A 17,899-nucleotide genomic window follows, 5' to 3' on the forward strand; every position below is an offset into this window, starting at 1 on the left:
AAGGGCCGGCGCGGCAGAGTGCCTGTGCCGGGCCTTCAAAGACCGCGCCGCGCCGCCTCGTTTCGGAGGTGGACGGGCGACTGAACGCTAGGAAAGAAATATGTTCGATATTCATCGTGTAGAGGTCGAGTGGGCCGGACGCCCGCTGACGCTGGAAACCGGCAAGATCGCCCGTCAGGCCGACGGCGCCGTGCTGGCCACCTACGGCGAGACCAAGGTGCTGGCGACCGTGGTCGCCGCCAAGGCCCCCAAGCCGGGTCAGGACTTTTTCCCGCTGACCGTGAACTACCAGGAAAAGGCGTTCGCCGCCGGCAAGATCCCCGGTGGCTTCTTCAAGCGCGAGGGCCGTCCCTCCGAGCATGAGACGCTGACCTCGCGCCTGATCGACCGGCCGATCCGTCCGCTGTTCGTCGACGGCTTCAAGTGCGACACCCAGGTGGTGATCACCGTCCTGTCCCATGACATGGAAAACGCGCCGGACATGCTGGCCATGGTCGCGGCTTCCGCGGCTCTGACCATCTCCGGCATCCCCTTCATGGGCCCGATCGGCGGCGCTCGCGTCGGCTACATCAACGGCGAGTATGTGCTCAACCCGCTGATCGACGACATGCCGGAATCCTCGCTCGACCTGATCGTGGCGGGCACCGGCGACGCCGTGCTGATGGTCGAGTCCGAAGCCAAGGAGCTGACCGAGGAGCTGATGCTCGGTGCGGTGATGTTCGGCTTCAAGGGCTTCCAGCCGGTGATCGACGCCATCGTCAAGCTGGCCGAGACCGCCGCGCGCGAGCCGCGCGAGCTGAACCTGCCGGATCATTCCGAGCTGGCGGCCCGGGTCAAGGCGCTTGCCGCCGAGGAACTGACCGCCGCCTATGCGATCCGCGAGAAGACCGAGCGCAAGAACGCGGTCGATGCGGTCAAGGCCAAGGTGATCGAGACCCTCACCGCCGAAGCCGGCGAGGAGGGCATCGACACGGTGGTGGTCGGCGGCCTGTTCAAGGAAGCCGAAGCAGCGATCGTCCGCGGCGCGATCCTCGACAACGGCCAGCGGATCGACGGGCGTGACCTGAAGACCGTGCGTCCGATCGTCTCCGAAGCCGGCATCCTGCCGCGCGCACACGGGTCGGCGCTGTTCACCCGCGGCGAAACCCAGGCGCTGGTCGTGGCGACCCTCGGCACCAACGACGACGAGCAGTTCGTCGATGCGCTGGAGGGGACCTACAAGTCGACCTTCATGCTGCACTACAACTTCCCGCCGTATTCGGTCGGCGAGACCGGTCGCATGGGCTCGCCCGGCCGTCGCGAGATCGGCCATGGCAAGCTGGCCTGGCGGGCGGTCCATCCGCTGCTGCCGCCGCACCACGAGTTTCCGTACACGCTGCGCGTGGTGTCCGAGGTCACCGAATCCAACGGCTCCTCGTCGATGGCAACGGTCTGCGGCACCTCGCTGGCCCTGATGGATGCCGGCGTTCCGCTGAAGGCTCCGGTGGCGGGTATCGCCATGGGACTGATCAAGGAAGACGACCGCTTCGCCGTCCTGTCCGACATTCTCGGTGACGAGGATCATCTCGGCGACATGGACTTCAAGGTGGCCGGCACCGCCGAAGGCGTGACCTCCCTGCAGATGGACATCAAGATCGATGGCATCACCGAGGAGATCATGAAGGTGGCGCTGGAGCAGGCCCGCGACGGCCGCATTCACATCCTTGGCGAGATGAGCTCGGCGCTTTCCGAAGCGCGTGCCGAACTGGGCGAGCACGCTCCGCGCATCGAGGTGATGAAGATCCCGGTCGACAAGATCCGTGAAGTGATCGGGTCGGGCGGCAAGGTGATCCGCGAGATCGTCGAGAAGACCGGTGCCAAGGTCAACATCGAGGACGACGGCACCGTCAAGATCGCGTCCGCCGACGGCAAGGCGATCAAGGCCGCCGTCAACTGGATCAACTCGATCGCGGCAGAGCCCGAGGTCGGCGTGATTTACGAAGGCCGGGTTGTGAAGACCGTCGATTTCGGCGCCTTCGTCAACTTCTTCGGCGCCAAGGACGGTCTGGTCCACATCTCGCAGCTCGCACCGCAGAAGGTTGCCAAGACCACCGATGTGGTCAAGGAAGGCGACAAGGTCTGGGTCAAGCTGATGGGCTTCGACGAGCGCGGCAAGGTTCGCCTGTCGATGAAGGTGGTCGATCAGGAGACCGGCAAGGACGTCGCCGCCGACGCGTAATTCCAGGCTCGGCACGGGGCGGCGCGGGTTATCCTCCGCGCCTTTCCGGATGCCGGCAGGACGCGACAAGAACAAGGGCCGGGGACGCCAATCCCCGGCCCTTCTTCATGGATCACAGAGCATTCTGAGCAACGTCTTCCCGGACGCTACCAGGCGGCGGACAGGCCCTTTCGCCCTTCGCTCGCACCCACCCCTTGCCGGTTTCGAAACCGCTCCTCAGGCGGCCCCTACATGAAGCCGACCGGCATGGTCGGGCTGGTCCAGATAGGCAAGAAAATCGGCCTCCGGCATTGGCCGGCCGAGGTGATAGCCCTGGATCTGGCGGCAGCCGAGCGCCAGCAGGGTCTGGCACTGGCCTTGCGTTTCGGCGCCTTCGGCGATGACATTGATGCCGAGGCTGGCGGCCATGGCAATAATCGCTTTCACCAGCGCCCGGTTTTCCGGGTCGGTTTCCAGATCCCGAACGAAGGACTGGTCAATCTTCAGGGTGTCGATCGGGAAGCGCTTGAGGTTGCTCAGCGAGGAATACCCGGTGCCGAAGTCATCGAGCGACAGGCGCACGCCGAGATCGCGAATGGCGTTCAGCGTCTCGATCGGGCTGGCCCCGGTCTCGTCGAACATGACGCTCTCGGTGATTTCCAGATGTAGGCAGCGGGCGGGCATTCGGGTGCGTTTCAGGGTACCGCGCACCATGTCGACGAAGGTTTCATCCCTGCATTGGCGCGGAGAGACATTGACGCTGATTACCGGCAGCGACAGTCCCTTTTGCGCGCAGGCGCGCTGAAAGCGGCAGGCTTCCTCCAGAACCCAGGCGCCCAGCGGGACGATCAGGCCAGTGTCTTCGGCGATCGGGATGAAGTCCGCCGGCGGGATCGGCCCCTTTTCCGGATGGTTCCAGCGGACCAGCGCCTCGCAGCCGATCACGTGACCTTTGGCGACATCGACGAAGGGCTGGTAATGCAGGCGCAGCTCCTGGGTCTCCAGCGCCCGGCGCAGGGAGCTTTCGATCTCCATGGAACGGGCCAGATGGTCGTTCATGCTGGAGGAGAAAAAGCGCAGCTTGTTCCCGCCCTCCGCCTTGGCGTGATACATCGCCGTGTCGGCTTGGCGCAGCAGCACCTCGTCATCGTCGCCATCGTCCGGCGACACGGTGATGCCGATGCTGGCGGTGGAAAATACCTCGGTGTTGCCATTGACCATCACCGGGCGGGCGAGCTGTTCGAGAATGTGCGCCGATTGCGTTTCGATTTCCCAGACATTGCGAGCATTGGCGAGGATGATGGCGAATTCGTCGCCGCCCAGCCGCGCGACCGTATCGTGATCGTCGAGCACGCAACTGATCCGTTCGGCCGCAGCCTTGATCAGCATGTCGCCAGCGCTGTGACCAAGGCTGTCATTGATGTTCTTGAAACGGTCGAGGTCAACGAACAGCAGGGCGAAAACGCCACCGTTCCACTGGGTCCGGGCAATCGACTGCAGCAGCCTGTCGCGAAACAGGGTGCGGTTCGGCAAGCCGGTGAGCATGTCGAAATTCGCTTGCCGGATGATCAGCTCTTCCTGCCGCTTGCGTTCGGAAATGTCGGTGATGGTGACGTAATGGGCGTCGCGGTCATCCCAGCGGGCGGGGCGCACATGCAACTCGATCCAGAGCCGCTCGCCGGTCTTGCTCAGGCCCTTGGCCTCGAACACGCCGGGCGCCGAGGCGCCCTGTTTTCGGGCGCGCAGATAGGATTTCATCCGGTCGTGCTCTTCCGGCGCAACGAGCGCCAGAACGCCGCGCGAGACAAGGTCTGCCCGGTCGGACGGGGTATAGCCGAGGATGTTCAGCAGTGACCTGTTGAGGTAAAGGACTTCCAGGTCGGCGTGAATGCAAACCCCCTGGAAGGAGCCGTCGATCAACTCACGGAACTGCCGGTCCGTATCCCGCAGATCGGTGAAGGCGTGCTCCAGATTGCGGCCGAGATCGTTGAACTCCTTCACCGCGCCGGGGTGATAGGTGAGATCAGAGCTGTCCCGGCGAATGCGCGAGGCATAGGCAAGCAGACGCTGCAGCGCGGGGCTGGTAAAGCGATGCAGCACATAGGCGGCGACCAGCGCGGCGGCGAGGATGTAAAGCAAGAATGGGCCGAACAGCTCCACATAGGTGGAGCGAATGTTCTCGATCGCCTCGCTCGGGCGCTCGGTGACCACGTAGAGAGGGTGGCCGTGCCGGTCGACCTTCAGTTCGCTGCGGACCAGAAGCTGGTCTCCGGTCAGCATATGAGCATCTTCGGTCAGGGTCGCACGGGTGTCCGGATCGAGGGGAGACGAGCCCAGATGGCCGACGCTGGCGATGGCGGTGGTGTCGTGAAACAGGGCAAGGCTGTCGGTCTCAAGGGCGCGGGACAGCTCGCCCAGCAACGCGATGGTGTCATTGAGGACAAAACCGCCGACCAGGTGACCCAGCACCTTGCCGCTGCGCTCATCCACCACCGGGATGGCTTCGGCGGCGACCAGGGTGCCATCGGGGCGTGTTTCGTCGGCCAGGATCATCCAGCTGCCGAGCGGCAGTGATTTGCGCCGGTCCGCCGGCAACACGCGGTGAAGGTCGAAGATCGAGAAGCTGGCATCTGCCCAGTCCGGTGCCTCCGGCCGGTCGAGCAGCAGCATCTCGAATTGCGCCCCCAGGGGAGTGTCTGTCGCGGTGCCGAGAATGCGGGTTGCGGCCGCCTTGTCGCCGATCCGCAGCGCCTGTTTCAGTTTGGTATCCTTCGACAGGGCCCGGAGGTAGGTGTCGAGGCGGGAGAGATTTTGCTCGAATACCAGCCGGGCGAGGGTCTGTTCGCGCTTGGCGAAGCGCTCCAGCTCGTGATCGACAATGGCGAGGCTGCCGACATAGCTGATGGAAAACAGCGCGGCCGAGGTCGCCAGCAGAGCTACCAGAAACAGGCCGAGCACAAACCGGTTGAAGCTGAAGTCGCGCCTGTCTTTCATTGCGAATACCGGAAGGCTTTGCGTTTCAAGGTCTCGATGCGCTGTGGGTCGTCCCGGGACGTGATCAGCGCGAAGTCTCCCGAATAGACCTGGGGCACCTCATGCCCGCGCCCCTGAAGGTCGAGCGAAATCGCCTCGGCCATGGCCACCCCGTTGTCGTCGTTCATGCGCATGACGGTGGCTTCCAGCGCGCCCTTGGCGATCTGTTCCAGCTCGGCGCTGCCACCGCCCCAGCCATTTGTGTGAACCTGACCTTCGCGTCCCAGCTCGCGGATGGCATCGAGCACACCGAGCGCGATGTCGGTGGAGCAGGAGAAGATGTAGGAGAGCTCCGGATCCTCCAGCAGCAGGGTTCGGGCGGTGGCGTGGGCGCTTTCCCGATCGAAGCCGACGAAATAGGAGGTGGAGAGGGTCTTGGAAGGGTGCCCGGCCATCGCCAGACGGAAGGTTTCGCCACGGGCGTGGCTGACATAGCCGCGCGAGCCATAAAAGATGGCATAGCGCTCCGCCTCTGGGTGGTGGGCGAGATAGTGCTGCACCAGGGTTCTGGTGCCGGTGGCATGGTCGAAGCCAACATAAAGAAACGGCTGGTTCCGGGACCAGGCGCGCAGCGGCGTGGTGATGTTCTGCAGGATGACCTTGGGTCGGCCTCGGGCGATCAGCCGTTCGATGATGCTGCGATGGCGGAACGCGTCGAGCGTGAACACAAGGTAGTCGGGGTCTGATTTCAACGCCTCGCCAATATACTGCATCTGCAGGCGGACTTCGGTCGCCGGCGCGGTGAAGTGGGAGTCCAGCTCGTAGCGAAGGCCGATTTCATCGAGACGGGCGGTGAATGATTCGATGCTGCGGCGCCAATAGTCCGACGCCTGTTTCCCCGGATACACCGCCGCGATACGCACCGGCGGCAGGCTCTGCGTCACGCGCTGGCCAGGCCCCTGAACCCGGTCGTGGAAACGGGAAGCAATCTCAGGTTGTTCAGGTCTGGTGGCGAGAAAATCCTCAAGGTCCCAGTATTCGGCCCGTGGGCCGGTGCCTGCCTGGGTTGGGAGCGGGAGGGAAAGCACAAGGAATGCAATCGCAAGTAATGCATGCTGGAGATGGGGCCGGCATTGTTTCATGTTGCTTTCCAGGTTTTACGCCTTCACCGCAAGTCTGAATCAGGGAAGATTCTCATTCAAGTATCAACACCGCATTGAAGAAGCGTGAAGATTGGCGGTGGCGGCGATAAATTCAGGGAAGAGAAAGAAGGACTGGTCGAGTACTTGGCAATTGTTGCAATGAAACGCGTTTCTCCGAAAGAGTCGCTTTTGGCGCGGCCCCTTTCTGACGTCGCGGCCGCGGGGAGTGATTGCCCTTGTGTTGCGCGGGGCGGGCAAGCTGCTATACCGCCTTGCATGGTCTGGGGTTGGAGAAACACATGAGCGATATGCGTCTTGCCGTTGTTGGCGCCGCCGGGCGAATGGGGCGGGCGTTGATACGCGCGCTACACGAGATGGATGGGGTCTGTCTGGGCGGCGCCATCGAACGTCCGGGCGTGCCGGAGCTTGGCGAGGACGCCGGGGTGCTCGCCGGGGTGGGGCCGCTGGGGGTGCCGGTGAGCGATGACCCGCTCTCGGTGATTGCCGCGACGGAAGGGGTGCTTGACTTCACCGCGCCGGCGGCGACCCGGCATTTCGCGGAGCTGACGGCGCAGGCGCGGGTCGTGCATGTGATCGGCACCACCGGCATGAGCGAGGCCGATCTGGCCGAGATCCGCCCGGCCGGTCGTCATGCCCGCATCGTGCGCTCCGGCAACATGAGCCTTGGCGTCAATCTCCTGGCCGCGCTTGTCCGGCAGGCGGCGGCGGCGCTGGACGCCGACTTCGATATCGAGATTCTGGACGCGCATCACCGCAACAAGGTCGATGCCCCCTCTGGAACCGCGCTGCTTCTGGGCGAAGCGGCGGCCGAGGGACGGGGCATCCCGCTGGCGGAAAACGAGCTGCGTGACCGCGACGGCATCACCGGGGTGCGTCCGCGTGGCAAGATCGGCTACGCGGCCCTGCGCGGCGGCACGGTGATCGGTGATCATTCGGTGATGTTCGCCGGGCCGCTGGAAACGCTCACCCTGTCGCACCATGCCCAGGATCGTCAGATCTTTGCCCATGGCGCGGTCAAGGCCGCGCTTTGGGCGCGCGATCAGAAGCCCGGGTTCTATTCGATGGCCGATGTTCTCGGATTGGCCGACTGATCCTCCTCCTCCCTCCCTCCCTACCTACCCCAAGCTGGAGCACGCTATAAATGGAACGCCTGCTGGTACTCGTTCGTCATGGCCAGAGCGAGTGGAATCTCAAGAACCTCTTCACCGGGTGGAAGGACCCGGACCTGACCGAACGGGGCGTGGCCGAAGCCCGCGCGGCGGGCGGCAAGCTGAAGGATCTGAAGCTGACCTTTGACGTCGCCTACACCTCGGCGCTGAGCCGGGCGCAGCGCACCCTGGCGCTGCTTCTGGAGGAGCTCGGCCAGCCGGATCTGGAGACGATCCGCGACGAGGCGCTGAACGAGCGCGACTATGGCGACCTGACCGGCATGAACAAGGATGAGGCGCGGGAGAAGTTCGGCGAGGAGCAGGTGCATGTCTGGCGCCGCTCGTTCGACGTGCCCCCTCCAGGCGGTGAAAGCCTGGAGATGACCGCCGAGCGGGTCCTGCCCTACTACCGGTCGGAAATTCTGCCGCGGGTGATCGCCGGCGAGCGGGTGATCGTTGCCGCCCATGGCAACTCGCTGCGGGCGCTGATCATGGATCTGGAAGGGCTTTCCCCGGAGGAGATCCTGAAGCGGGAACTGGGCACCGGCGCGCCGATCGTCTACCGGCTCAGCGACGATGGCAGCATCGCCTCGGTGCAGGACCTGAAGGACTGACCAGGACCTGAAACCCGGGGCATGGCGGCGCGTGTTGCGCCGCCGCCCCCATGCGGACAAGAAAACGGCCGGAGCCTGAAAGGGCGTCCGGCCGTTTTGCGTTCTTCGTGTGCCGTGGGCTCAGACGGCGAAGCCCTGCTGCAGCGCGGCCTGCTTTAGCGGCTTCTCCGGCCGGGCGCCCACATGGGCGATCACCTGCGCCGCGCACAGGCAGCCCAGTTCCAGCGACGTGGTCAGGTCGAACTCGCGGGAGCGACCGAACAGGAAGCCGGAGGCGAACAGGTCGCCCGCCCCGGTCAGGTCGACCACATCGGCGACCTCTTCCGCCGCCACATGCACCGTTTCGCCGCGCGAGATCGCCATTGCGCCCTTCTCGCCGAGGGTCAGCGCGGTCAGCGCGCAATCCTCGCGCACAGCGGCAATCGCGGTGTCCAGGTCGGCAGTCTCATAGAGCGCCTTCAGCTCGTGCTCATTGGCGAACAGGAGATCAATGGTGCCGGCCCGCATCATCGACAGGAACTCGTCGCGGTAGCGATCGACGCAGAAGGAATCGGACAGGGTCAGGCTCACCTGGCGGCGATGGGCATGGGCGATCTCTGCGGCCTTGAGGAAGGCGTCCTTGGCTGCGGGCGGATCCCACAGGTAGCCTTCCATGTAGGTGATCGCCGAGCGAGAGACGACGTCCGCATCAATGTCGCCCGGCGACAGCTCGGTGCAGGCGCCCAGATAGGTGTTCATCGTCCGCTCGCCATCGGGCGTGATCAGGATCATCGAGCGCGCGGTGGGAAGCCCGTCGGCCAGCGCCGGGGTCTCGAAATGAACGCCGGTGCCGCGCATGTCGTGGCGATAGGCGGTGCCCAGCTCATCGGCGGCCACCTTGCCGAAATAGGCCGACTGGCCACCGAGCGCGGCGATGCCGGCGGCGGTGTTGCCCGCGCTGCCGCCGGACATGCGGGTGGTCTGGCCCATCTTGTCGTAGAGCCGCACCGCCTCGTCGGTGTCGATGAGCCGCATGGCTCCCTTGATCAGGTTTTCCCGAACCAGGAAGTCTTCCTCGACATGGGCGAAGACGTCGCAAATGGCATTGCCAATGCAAAGGGTGCTGAAGGTCATGGTGCCTCGTGGGTGTGGTCGTCGTCAGATGCCGGGTGTCGGGCGCAGCGCCCGATTGGCCTCCGGCTCGCGGATCTTTTCGCGGAACGGGTCCGCACGGTAGACGCCAAGCATCTTCAGCTCGGCGGAGTAGAACTGCAGCTCCTCCAGCGCCAGCGCGACGGAGCGCTCATCCGGATGCCCCTCCACATCGGCATAGAACATGGAGGCGAAGAACTGGCCTTCGAGCTGGTAGGATTCCAGCTTGGTCATGTTGACGCCATTGGTGGCGAAGCCGCCGAGCGCCTTGTAGAGCGCGGCCGGCACGTTGCGCACCCGGAAGATGAAGGTGGTGATCACCGGCTGGCCGTTGTTGGCCGCCCGCAGGGAATCGCGCGACAGGATCAGGAAGCGGGTGGTGTTGTGCGCCTCGTCTTCCACGTTGGTGCGCAGGATGTCGAGCCCATAGGCGTCGGCCGCCATCTGCGGCGCCAGCGCCGCCGCGCTGAGGTCGCCCTTTTCGGCAACCTGACGGGCGGAGCCGGCGGTATCGGCGCCGGTGATCGGCGTCAGGCCAAGCTCGCGGATGATCTTGCGGCATTGGCCGAGCGCCATCACATGGCTCTGCACCGAGCGCAGGCCCTCAAGGGTTGCCCCGCGTGGCGCCATCAGCTGGAACCGGATCGGCAGGAAATACTCACCGATGATATGCAGGCTGGAGCGCGGCAAGAGGTGATGGATATCGGCGACCCGTCCGGCCACCGAATTCTCCACCGGGATCATGCCGAGATCGGCCTCACCGCTTTCCAGCACCGAGAAGCAATCCTCGAAGGTGGCGCAAGGGATCGGCTGGTAATCCGGGTAGACATTGCGGCAGGCGGTGTGGGAGTTGGCGCCCAGCTCACCTTGAAAGACGATTTTCTTCTGTTCGGACATGGGATCTTCGGGACCGGTTGGGAGGATCAGGAGTGCGGCAGCGCCGAGGCCGTGCGCGAGGCGGCGCCGCGTCTTGTCAGGACGGCCCGCACCGCTTCGATGTCTTCCGGGGTGTTCACATCCATCGGCACGCTGTCGATCAGGCTGACGTCGATGCGCATGCCCGCTTCCAGTGCGCGCAGCTGCTCCAGCCGCTCGCGAATTTCCAGCGGCGAGGGCGGCAGCGCGACGAACGCCTCAAGGGCGGCCCGGCGAAAGGCATAAAGACCGATGTGCTGATAGAGCGGACCGGGGCCGGTGGGGGCCGTCGCCCGGGTGAAATAGAGCGCGCGCAGGCGCTTGGCGCCGGTCGGCGTGCCGACGGTCTTGACCGCGCCGGGATCGTCGCGCAACGCCGGGTCGCGGATTTCCGTGGCGATGGTGCCGATGTCGACCGCTGGATCGGACAGGGGGGCGAAGGCGGCACGGATCGCCGCCGGATCGATCAGCGGCACGTCTCCTTGCAGGTTGAGCACCACCGGGAAGCGCCCATCGGGATCGACGGCGTTGGCGGCGACCCGCACCCGGTCGGAGCCGCTGGCCAGATCCGGATCGGTGAGCACCGCCTCGCCCCCGGCCGCCTCGACCGCCGCCTTGATGCGCGTGTCGTCGCAGGCGACCACCACAGGGCCGATATCCGCCGCGCGGGCCTGCTCCAGCACATGCACGATCATCGGCTGTCCGGCGATGTCGAGGAGCGGTTTGTCGGGCAGGCGGGTGGAGGCCATGCGCGCGGGAATGACGACGAGAGCGCCGCTCATCGTTGTATCTCCGCCTGCGGGCGGGTGCGCGCGCAGGGTGCGGCTGCGGAATTGGTCGACTGGAACATGGATTGCTCTTTTATACCTATGGACACGGGCGTCAAAAACTTTGTAGTTTCCGGCGACTTTTTCACGATGCGCAATGTTGCGCGGGGCCGCGCCCGACGCAACCCGAAGCAACCGACGAGTTGGAGCCCGCAGGAATGAACTCCTCCAAGCTAAACACGATTGCCGGCGCCGTCCTGTTCGCACTGTTGGTGACGATGGGTCTTGGCATCTTGTCGGACATCATCTTCTCCAAAGCTCCGCCGGAGACGCCCGGCTACGAGATCGTTGTCGCCGATGGGGAAGGCGAGGCCGAGGAGACAGTGGCGGAAGAGCCGCAGATCGAGCCGATCGCCGTTCGCCTTGCCAGCGCTTCCGCCGAGAATGGCCAGAAGCTCACCCGCGCCTGCGCCGCCTGTCACGACTTCACCAAGGGCGGCAAGAACAAGGTCGGCCCCGCTCTGTGGGGTGTGGTCGGGCGCAAGCCGGCCTCCCATGAAGGGTTCAAGTATTCCGGCTCCATGACGGAATACGCCGAGGGCACCGATGCCTGGCTCTACGAGAACCTCGACGTGTTCCTGACCAAGCCGAAGGACCTCGTTGCCAAGACCTCGATGAGCTACAACGGCATGAAGAAGCCGGAGCAGCGCGCCGACGTGATCGCCTATCTGCGCTCGCTCGCCGATGAGCCGATGCCGCTGCCGAGCCCGGAAGCCGCAGCCGAAAGCAGCACGGAAAGCACCACGGAAGCCGCGACCGAGGCCGTCGAGGGGGCTGCCGAAGCCGTGACCGAGACCGCGACGGAGGCGACTGAAACGGTAACCGAAGCTGCCGACAGCGCCGCGGAGACCGTGACCGAAGCGGCCGACAGCGCGAAGGAGACCGTGACCGAAGCGGCCGAGAGCGCTGGGGAGACCGTGACGGACGCCGCCGAGACGGCGACCGACGCTGCTGAAAGTGCTGCCGAGACGGTCAAGGATGCCGCAGACAGTGCCGCGGAAACGGCCTCCGATGCGGCCGAGAAGGTTAAGGACGCGGTTGTTGGCGAGGAAGCGCCGGCGGCTGACACCGCTCAGTAAGGTCCGGTCCCACGCGGGCTTCGGTCCGGAAAAGCGAAGGCAAGGCCGGGTTCGTCCCGGCCTTGTTGCGTTTCGGGAACGGAACCCTGGGTGGGTGGTCTCTCTCGATCCTTTTCAGTAACTTGATCGGTAGCTTTCCCCCTGCCCGGCGGTTCAGCAACAAGGAAAATGCGATCGGCGCGAAACGCTCCCGTCCATCGGGAGGCGGTGGGGGCTGGTCGGCACCCGGTGGCGGTATCCGATTGAAGGAGTATGGCGTGTTGGCGTGGCGCGGTGGAGATGCTCGGAAGATGACTGGCAATCGCCGCTGGACAGTTGAAGGGGAGGCTGCGGATATTGAGTGCCGGCCCCGTTCGGGCGGTGGCCGATGACGACGGAAGGCGTGCCTGGGCACGTGTTGAACCGCTGGAGACGTCGCGCCCTGGTAGGTGCCGTGGTGGTGCTGGTCATGCTGCTGGGACTCGGTTTGACCTCCTATGTCGTGCGCCTTTTGGAGCAGAATGCGCGGGAGAGCCAGCAGGGGGAAAGCCTCGCCCGTCTTTCCGAGGTTCGGGCGCGGATCGAGGGGGAGCTGAATGGCACGCTCTACATCGCGCAAGGATTGCTCGGTTTCGTGGCGGTGCAGTCCGACCTGACCGACGACCAGTTCCGCAGCTTTGTCAGTGAAATCACACGGGTCGATCAGAACATTCGCATCATCGCGCTCGCCCCGGGCAACGTGGTCCGCTTCATCCATCCGCTGAAGGGCAATGAAGCGGTGGTTGGCCTCGACTACAGCAAGAGCGAGCAGCAATGGTCCGGCGTTCGCCGGGCGATGCAGTATCTCAGTCCGGTGGTCGCCGGCCCGGTCGATCTGGTGCAGGGCGGTCGGGCCTTGATTGCCCGTATTCCGGTGCTGGTGCCCACCGGCGGGGGCGGGCATGGGCTGGAGCGTGGCTATTGGGGCATGGCCTCGATCGTCATCGACAGTGACCGGCTGTTCACGCGTGCCGGCTTGCAGCCCGAGGTGGATGGACATCTTTTTGCGCTTCGTGGCGTCGATGGCGCCGGCGCCCAGGGAGGGACAATTCTCGGTGATTCGGCCCTGTTCGAAGGAGACGCGGTGACCCTGCCGGTGACGCTGCCGGACGGGTCATGGCAGCTTGCCAGCCGACCGGTCGGCGGTTGGGATGGAACCTCGCACGAGGCGCGGGTCGCCCTGGCGATCGGTATTGTGGTGAGCATGGTGGTGGCGGCCCTGTCGGCGCTGGTGGTGTCCGCCCAGCAGCGATCCCGGTCGATGGCGCTGCACGATCCGCTGACCGGGTTGCCGAACCGCCGGTTGCTTGTCGGCCGGATGGAGCAGCTTGCGGACATGTCCGATCGCACCGGGTTGGGCTTTCAGGTCTTTTTCGTCGACCTCAATGGCTTCAAGCCGATCAACGACACCTATGGCCATGCGGCCGGAGATGCGGTGCTGCAGGAGGTGGGGGCCCGGCTGCAGCGGGAAACCCGGGACGTGGACACCATTGCCCGGATCGGAGGGGACGAGTTCGTGGTGGTGGTGCCCGGAGGCATCAGCCAGACCACGGTTCGTGCCATTGTCGAACGGCTGCGTGAGGCGGTGTGCGCGCCGGTGCAGGTGGGCGAGCATCGGATCGTTATCCGGGCAAGCATCGGCTACGCCTTCTATCCGGACGACGCGGCCACCATCCCCGAACTGCTCGAGCTTGCCGATCAGCGCATGTATCGCGCCAAGGTCGAGGTGCCGGCCTGACGACGCTTGCGCAAGGGAACGGGCGACGACCGGGCAAGGGCGACGCGCAGCCCTGCTGGAGGGGGCGGCGTCCGTTTTGCCAGGAATTTCAATTAAACTTTGGTCATGAAGCGTTTCACCGCTGTCGGGATTCCCTTGAAGCTCCTAATATAAGACAAATTACCAAGGTACCGCGTTGCGCCTGCAGGCGCGCCTTGAGGGTGCCGACGAGGGAAACAGGGAGCCGCTATTTCGTCATGTCGCAGCCATACACGCCATTGTCGACCATTCGCCGGGCCGCGCTTGCCTGCGTGGCCGCGCTTGTTCTGGCCGGACATCCGGTGCGCGCCGAGGAGCCGGCCTGGACCCATGGCACTGCGCTGACGGGCGAGCCCACCTATCAGCAAGGCTTTACCCATTTCGACTATGTCGACCCGCAGGCGCCGAAGGGCGGCACGGTGCGTCTTGCCGTCTCCACCGGCTTCGACACCTTCAATCCGATCCTTTCCAAGGGCAATCCGGCGCCGGGCCTTGGCCTTCTTTACGATCAGTTGATGGAAAGCTCGCTGGATGAGCTCGACACCAGCAGCACCTATGGCCTGGTCGCCGAGGCGGTGCGCTCGCCCGCCGATCATGCCTGGGTCGAATACCGGCTCGATCCCGCCGCGCGCTGGCATGACGGCACGCCGATCACCGCCGAGGATGTCATCTGGAGCTTCGAGAAGCTGCGTGAGGTCAATCCGAGCCAGGGCTTTTACTATCGCCACGTGGTCAAGGCGGAAAAGGTCGGCGAGCGAACCGTGCGTTTCACCTTCGATGCGCCGGGCAACCGCGAGTTGCCGCATATCGTCGGCCAGGTGCCGGTGCTGCCCAAGGCCTGGTGGGAAGGCACGGATGCCAACGGCGTCAAGCGCGACATCGCCAAGGGCACGCTCGAGCCGCCGCTCGGCTCCGGTCCCTACCGGATCAAGTCGTTCGAGCCGGGCCGCCACATCGTCTATGAGCGGGTGGAGGACTATTGGGCCAAGGACCACCCGGTGCGGGTTGGCACCAACAACTTCGGTGAGATCCGCTACGACGTCTTTCTCGATTCCGCTGTCGAGCTGGAGGCATTCAAGGGCGACCAGTACGATTTCCGCGAGGAGCTGAGCGCCAATGTCTGGTCCAAGGCTTATGACTTTCCGGCGGTGAAGGACGGGCGCGTGGTGCTGGAGGAGTTTCCCTCGCGCGCCTCCGGCCGGATGCAGGCCTATGTGCCCAACCTGCGCCGGGAAAAGTTTCAGGATCCGCGCGTGCGCCGGGCGTTGAACCTTGCCTATGACTTCGAGACCACCAACCAGGTGGTGTCCGCCGGGCTGCACAAACGGATCGGCTCCTATTTCGCCGGGACGGATCTGGCGGCCTCCGGCCTGCCGGAAGGGCTGGAGCTGGAAATCCTGGAGACCGTGCGCGATGAGGTGCCGCCGGAGGTGTTCACCACCCCTTACGAGAATCCGGTCGGCGGGTCGCCGAAAAAGGTGCGCGACAACCTGCGTCAGGCGGTGAAGCTGTTCCGCGAGGCAGGCTACAAGCTCGATGGCCGGCGCATGGTCGACGCCAACACCGGCGAGCAGTTCACCATCGAGTTCATCTACTTCGACCGTTCCGCCGAGCGCGGGTTGCTGCCCTACACGAAGAACCTGGAGAACATCGGCGTCAAGACCGTGCTGCGGCTGATCGACGTGCCGCAATACATCAACCGGGTGCAGAGCCGCGATTTCGACATGGCGACGCTGGTCTGGGGGCAGTCGCTGTCGCCGGGCAACGAACAGCGCGACTTCTGGGGCTCGGAGGCCGCCGACCGTCCCCAGTCGCGCAACTACGCCGGCATCAAGGATCCGGCGGTCGACAAGCTGATCGAGCGGATCATCTACGCCAAGGACCGGGAAGAGCTGGTCGCCGCCACCCACGCGCTCGACCGGGTGCTGTTGTGGAACCACTTCGTGGTGCCGCAGTTCTATTCCGATGTCGACCGCACCGCCCGCTGGGACCGGTTCGGCCGTCCGCAAACCCTGCCGGAGTTCTCCCACGGCTTCCCGACGATCTGGTGGTGGGACAAGGACAAGGCCGCGCGGGTCGGAGGCCGGGGATGAAGAAGCCCATGGAGACAAGCCGCCGGACGCTGCTTCAGGGTGTTGCCGCGTTTTCCGCAGCAAACCTGTTGCCGCTCTCCGTCTCTCGAGCACAGACACAAGACGCGCAAGCGCCGGCCGCCGCGACCCCGGCGGACGGCACCGGGCCGCGCCATGGCCTGTCGGTGTTCGGCGATCTGAAATACCCGGCGGATTTCCAGGCGTTCGACTATGTGGATGCGGATGCGCCGAAGGGCGGGCGCATGTCCTTTTCCGCGCCCTCCTGGGGGTACAATCAGAACGCACAGACCTTCAACAGCTTCAACACGTTCATTCTCAAGGGCGATGCACCGCCGCGCATGGAACTGTGCTTCGACAGCCTGATGGTGCGTGCGCTCGATGAGCCGGATGCGGTCTATGGCCTTGTCGCCGAGACGGTGGAGGTCTCCGCCGATGGCAACACCTATACCTTCAATCTGCGGCCCGAAGCCCGGTTCCATGACGACAGCCCGCTGACCGCCGAGGATGTCGCCTTCTCGCTGATGACGCTGAAGGAGGAGGGGCATCCCTCCATCCGCCAGATCATGGGAGAACTGGCCGAGGCGGTGGTCCTGGCGCCGCACCGGCTGGCCGTGCGCTTTACCGGCCGGCAGACCCGCAAGGTGCCGTTGCTGGTCACCGGCCTGCCGATCCTCTCCAAGGCCTATTATACCCGCTACGATTTCGCCCAGACGACCCTGACTCCGCCGCTCTCCTCCGGCCCCTACAAGGTCGGCCGCCATGAGGTCGGCCGCTATGTGGAATACCAGCGGGTGGAAGACTGGTGGGCAAAGGACCTGCCGGCGGTGCGCGGCATGTTCAATTTCGACCGGGTCCGGCTGGAGTTCTTCCGCGACCGCCAGGTCGGCTTCGAGGCTTTCAAGAAAGGGGTGATGACCTTCCAGGAGGAATTCACCGCGCGGGTTTGGGCGACCGAATACAATTTCCCCGCCGTCCTCGACGGGCGTGTGGTGCGGCGCGAATTCCCTGACAGACGTCCCGCCGGCGGGCAGGGCTGGTTCATGAACACCCGCCGTGCGCTCTTCGCCGATCCGCTGGTGCGCCGGGCGATCGGCTACGGTTTCGATTTCGAGTGGTCGAACAAGGCGCTGTTCTTCGGTGCCTACCATCGCACCCAGTCCTTCTTCCAGAATTCGCCGATGCTGGCGACCGGCCTGCCGACCCCGGCGGAGCTGGCCCTTCTGGAGCCCTTGCGAGCGCAACTGCCGGAAGCCGCCTTTGGCGAGGCGGTGCTGGCGCCGGTCTCCGATGGCTCCGGCCAGGACCGCGCCATGCTGCGCGAAGCGAACCGGCTGCTGCGCGCCGCCGGCTGCACCCGTGATGGCAAGGTGCTGCTGCGCCCTGACGGGGAGCCCTTTACCTTCGAGATCATGTCGAACTCGCCGTCCTTCGAGCGGGTGGCGCTGCCTTTCGTGAAGAACCTGGAGCGGCTCGGCATCGCCGCCACCTTCCGGGTGGTCGATCCGGCGCAGTATCAGGCGCGGCTCAACGACTACGATTTCGATATGGCTTCGCGGCGCTTCGCCCTGTCCCCGACCCTTGGCGAGGAGATCCGCGAGATGTGGAGCTCGGCGGCGGCGGATATCCCGGGCAGCGGCAATCTGGCCGGCATCAGCTCGCCGGCCGTCGATGCCTTGATCGAGGCGGTGTTGCAGGCGACAAGCCGGGAAGAGATGACCACCGCCGCCCGTGCGCTCGACCGGGTGCTACGCGCCGGCTACTACTGGGTGCCGCACTGGTACAAGCCCGTGCACACGGTGGCGCTCTGGGATGTGTTCGGCATGCCGGAGGCGTCGCCCGCCTATGACTTCCGGCCCGAACTGCACTGGTGGTTCGACAAGGAGAAGGCCGAGCGGATCGGCGTTCGCGGCTGAGGCGGACGTCCGGCGGGGCTGCCCGAACGAGACTGAAGGATTTCCGCCGCCCCAGGCCCATCCCAGGATGGC

At 65.1% G+C, this 17,899-nt stretch carries 12 protein-coding genes; 7 read left to right on the forward strand and 5 right to left on the reverse strand.

What is annotated here, in order from left to right:
• Window positions 1-100 precede the first annotated feature (100 nt).
• Complete coding sequence (gene pnp, locus IEV83_RS15815; RefSeq protein ID WP_181761231.1) at window positions 101-2,218, forward strand: polyribonucleotide nucleotidyltransferase; 2,118 nt, start codon at window positions 101-103, stop codon at window positions 2,216-2,218.
• Window positions 2,219-2,434: 216 nt separating this feature from the next.
• Here pnp and IEV83_RS20375 read toward each other — a convergent pair whose 3' ends face one another.
• Together IEV83_RS20375 and IEV83_RS15825 are read right to left on the reverse strand one after the other, a co-directional pair.
• Entirely contained in the window at window positions 2,435-5,191 is a 2,757-nt protein-coding gene (locus tag IEV83_RS20375) for an EAL domain-containing protein (protein WP_181761230.1), read from the reverse strand.
• Window positions 5,188-6,114 carry a substrate-binding domain-containing protein gene (locus IEV83_RS15825; RefSeq protein WP_181761229.1) on the reverse strand — a complete coding sequence of 309 codons (927 nt, stop codon included), beginning with the start codon at window positions 6,112-6,114 and terminating at the stop codon, window positions 5,188-5,190. The genes IEV83_RS20375 and IEV83_RS15825 overlap by 4 nt, the downstream gene beginning before the upstream one ends.
• A gap of 506 nt (window positions 6,115-6,620) precedes the next feature.
• On the opposite strand from IEV83_RS15825, the gene dapB reads away from it, so the two are divergent.
• Window positions 6,621-7,424, forward strand: a complete 804-nt coding sequence (gene dapB, locus IEV83_RS15830) for a 4-hydroxy-tetrahydrodipicolinate reductase (RefSeq protein ID WP_181761306.1) — start codon at window positions 6,621-6,623, stop codon at window positions 7,422-7,424.
• A 50-nt stretch (window positions 7,425-7,474) separates the two neighbouring features.
• Complete coding sequence (locus IEV83_RS15835; protein WP_181761228.1) at window positions 7,475-8,095, forward strand: 2,3-bisphosphoglycerate-dependent phosphoglycerate mutase; 621 nt, start codon at window positions 7,475-7,477, stop codon at window positions 8,093-8,095.
• Between the two features lie 120 nt (window positions 8,096-8,215).
• Here the strand turns inward: IEV83_RS15835 and IEV83_RS15840 are convergent, their stop codons facing one another.
• From IEV83_RS15840 to IEV83_RS15850, 3 genes are read right to left on the reverse strand one after another with little or no spacing between them, the layout of a single operon-like run.
• Window positions 8,216-9,208, reverse strand: a complete 993-nt coding sequence (locus IEV83_RS15840) for an adenosine kinase (RefSeq protein WP_181761227.1) — start codon at window positions 9,206-9,208, stop codon at window positions 8,216-8,218.
• A 24-nt stretch (window positions 9,209-9,232) separates the two neighbouring features.
• Window positions 9,233-10,123: a prephenate dehydratase gene (locus tag IEV83_RS15845; RefSeq protein WP_181761226.1), complete on the reverse strand. Its 891-nt coding sequence runs from the start codon at window positions 10,121-10,123 to the stop codon at window positions 9,233-9,235.
• A 26-nt stretch (window positions 10,124-10,149) separates the two neighbouring features.
• Window positions 10,150-10,923, reverse strand: coding sequence for a 3-deoxy-manno-octulosonate cytidylyltransferase (locus IEV83_RS15850; RefSeq protein ID WP_181761225.1), 774 nt, complete (start codon window positions 10,921-10,923; stop codon window positions 10,150-10,152).
• A 203-nt stretch (window positions 10,924-11,126) separates the two neighbouring features.
• On the opposite strand from IEV83_RS15850, the gene IEV83_RS20095 reads away from it, so the two are divergent.
• From IEV83_RS20095 to IEV83_RS15870, 4 genes are all read left to right on the forward strand, one after another.
• On the forward strand, window positions 11,127-12,047 hold the full coding sequence (locus IEV83_RS20095) for a c-type cytochrome (RefSeq protein WP_209003203.1): 921 nt from the start codon (window positions 11,127-11,129) through the stop codon (window positions 12,045-12,047).
• Between the two features lie 448 nt (window positions 12,048-12,495).
• Window positions 12,496-13,803 carry a diguanylate cyclase gene (locus tag IEV83_RS15860; protein WP_181761224.1) on the forward strand — a complete coding sequence of 436 codons (1,308 nt, stop codon included), beginning with the start codon at window positions 12,496-12,498 and terminating at the stop codon, window positions 13,801-13,803.
• A 236-nt stretch (window positions 13,804-14,039) separates the two neighbouring features.
• Window positions 14,040-15,914, forward strand: coding sequence for an extracellular solute-binding protein (locus IEV83_RS15865; protein WP_181761223.1), 1,875 nt, complete (start codon window positions 14,040-14,042; stop codon window positions 15,912-15,914).
• A complete protein-coding gene (locus tag IEV83_RS15870) occupies window positions 15,911-17,827 on the forward strand; it encodes an extracellular solute-binding protein (RefSeq protein WP_181761222.1) in 1,917 nt (638 codons plus the stop codon). Before IEV83_RS15865 ends, IEV83_RS15870 begins: the two co-directional genes overlap by 4 nt.
• Window positions 17,828-17,899 lie beyond the last annotated feature (72 nt).

This window comes from Stappia taiwanensis, from assembly GCF_014635285.1.
In the GTDB taxonomy this organism is placed as follows: Bacteria; Pseudomonadota; Alphaproteobacteria; order Rhizobiales; family Stappiaceae; genus Stappia; species Stappia taiwanensis.

Coding starts and splice junctions, on each gene's coding strand:
- pnp (WP_181761231.1), top strand. CDS start 101: ATGTTCGATATTCATCGTGTAGAGGTCGAGTGGGCCGGACGCCCGCTG.
- IEV83_RS20375 (WP_181761230.1), bottom strand. CDS start 5,191: ATGAAAGACAGGCGCGACTTCAGCTTCAACCGGTTTGTGCTCGGCCTG.
- dapB (WP_181761306.1), top strand. CDS start 6,621: ATGCGTCTTGCCGTTGTTGGCGCCGCCGGGCGAATGGGGCGGGCGTTG.
- IEV83_RS15835 (WP_181761228.1), top strand. CDS start 7,475: ATGGAACGCCTGCTGGTACTCGTTCGTCATGGCCAGAGCGAGTGGAAT.
- IEV83_RS15840 (WP_181761227.1), bottom strand. CDS start 9,208: ATGACCTTCAGCACCCTTTGCATTGGCAATGCCATTTGCGACGTCTTC.
- IEV83_RS15845 (WP_181761226.1), bottom strand. CDS start 10,123: ATGTCCGAACAGAAGAAAATCGTCTTTCAAGGTGAGCTGGGCGCCAAC.
- IEV83_RS15850 (WP_181761225.1), bottom strand. CDS start 10,923: ATGAGCGGCGCTCTCGTCGTCATTCCCGCGCGCATGGCCTCCACCCGC.
- IEV83_RS20095 (WP_209003203.1), top strand. CDS start 11,127: ATGAACTCCTCCAAGCTAAACACGATTGCCGGCGCCGTCCTGTTCGCA.
- IEV83_RS15860 (WP_181761224.1), top strand. CDS start 12,496: ATGCTGCTGGGACTCGGTTTGACCTCCTATGTCGTGCGCCTTTTGGAG.
- IEV83_RS15865 (WP_181761223.1), top strand. CDS start 14,040: ATGTCGCAGCCATACACGCCATTGTCGACCATTCGCCGGGCCGCGCTT.
- IEV83_RS15870 (WP_181761222.1), top strand. CDS start 15,911: ATGAAGAAGCCCATGGAGACAAGCCGCCGGACGCTGCTTCAGGGTGTT.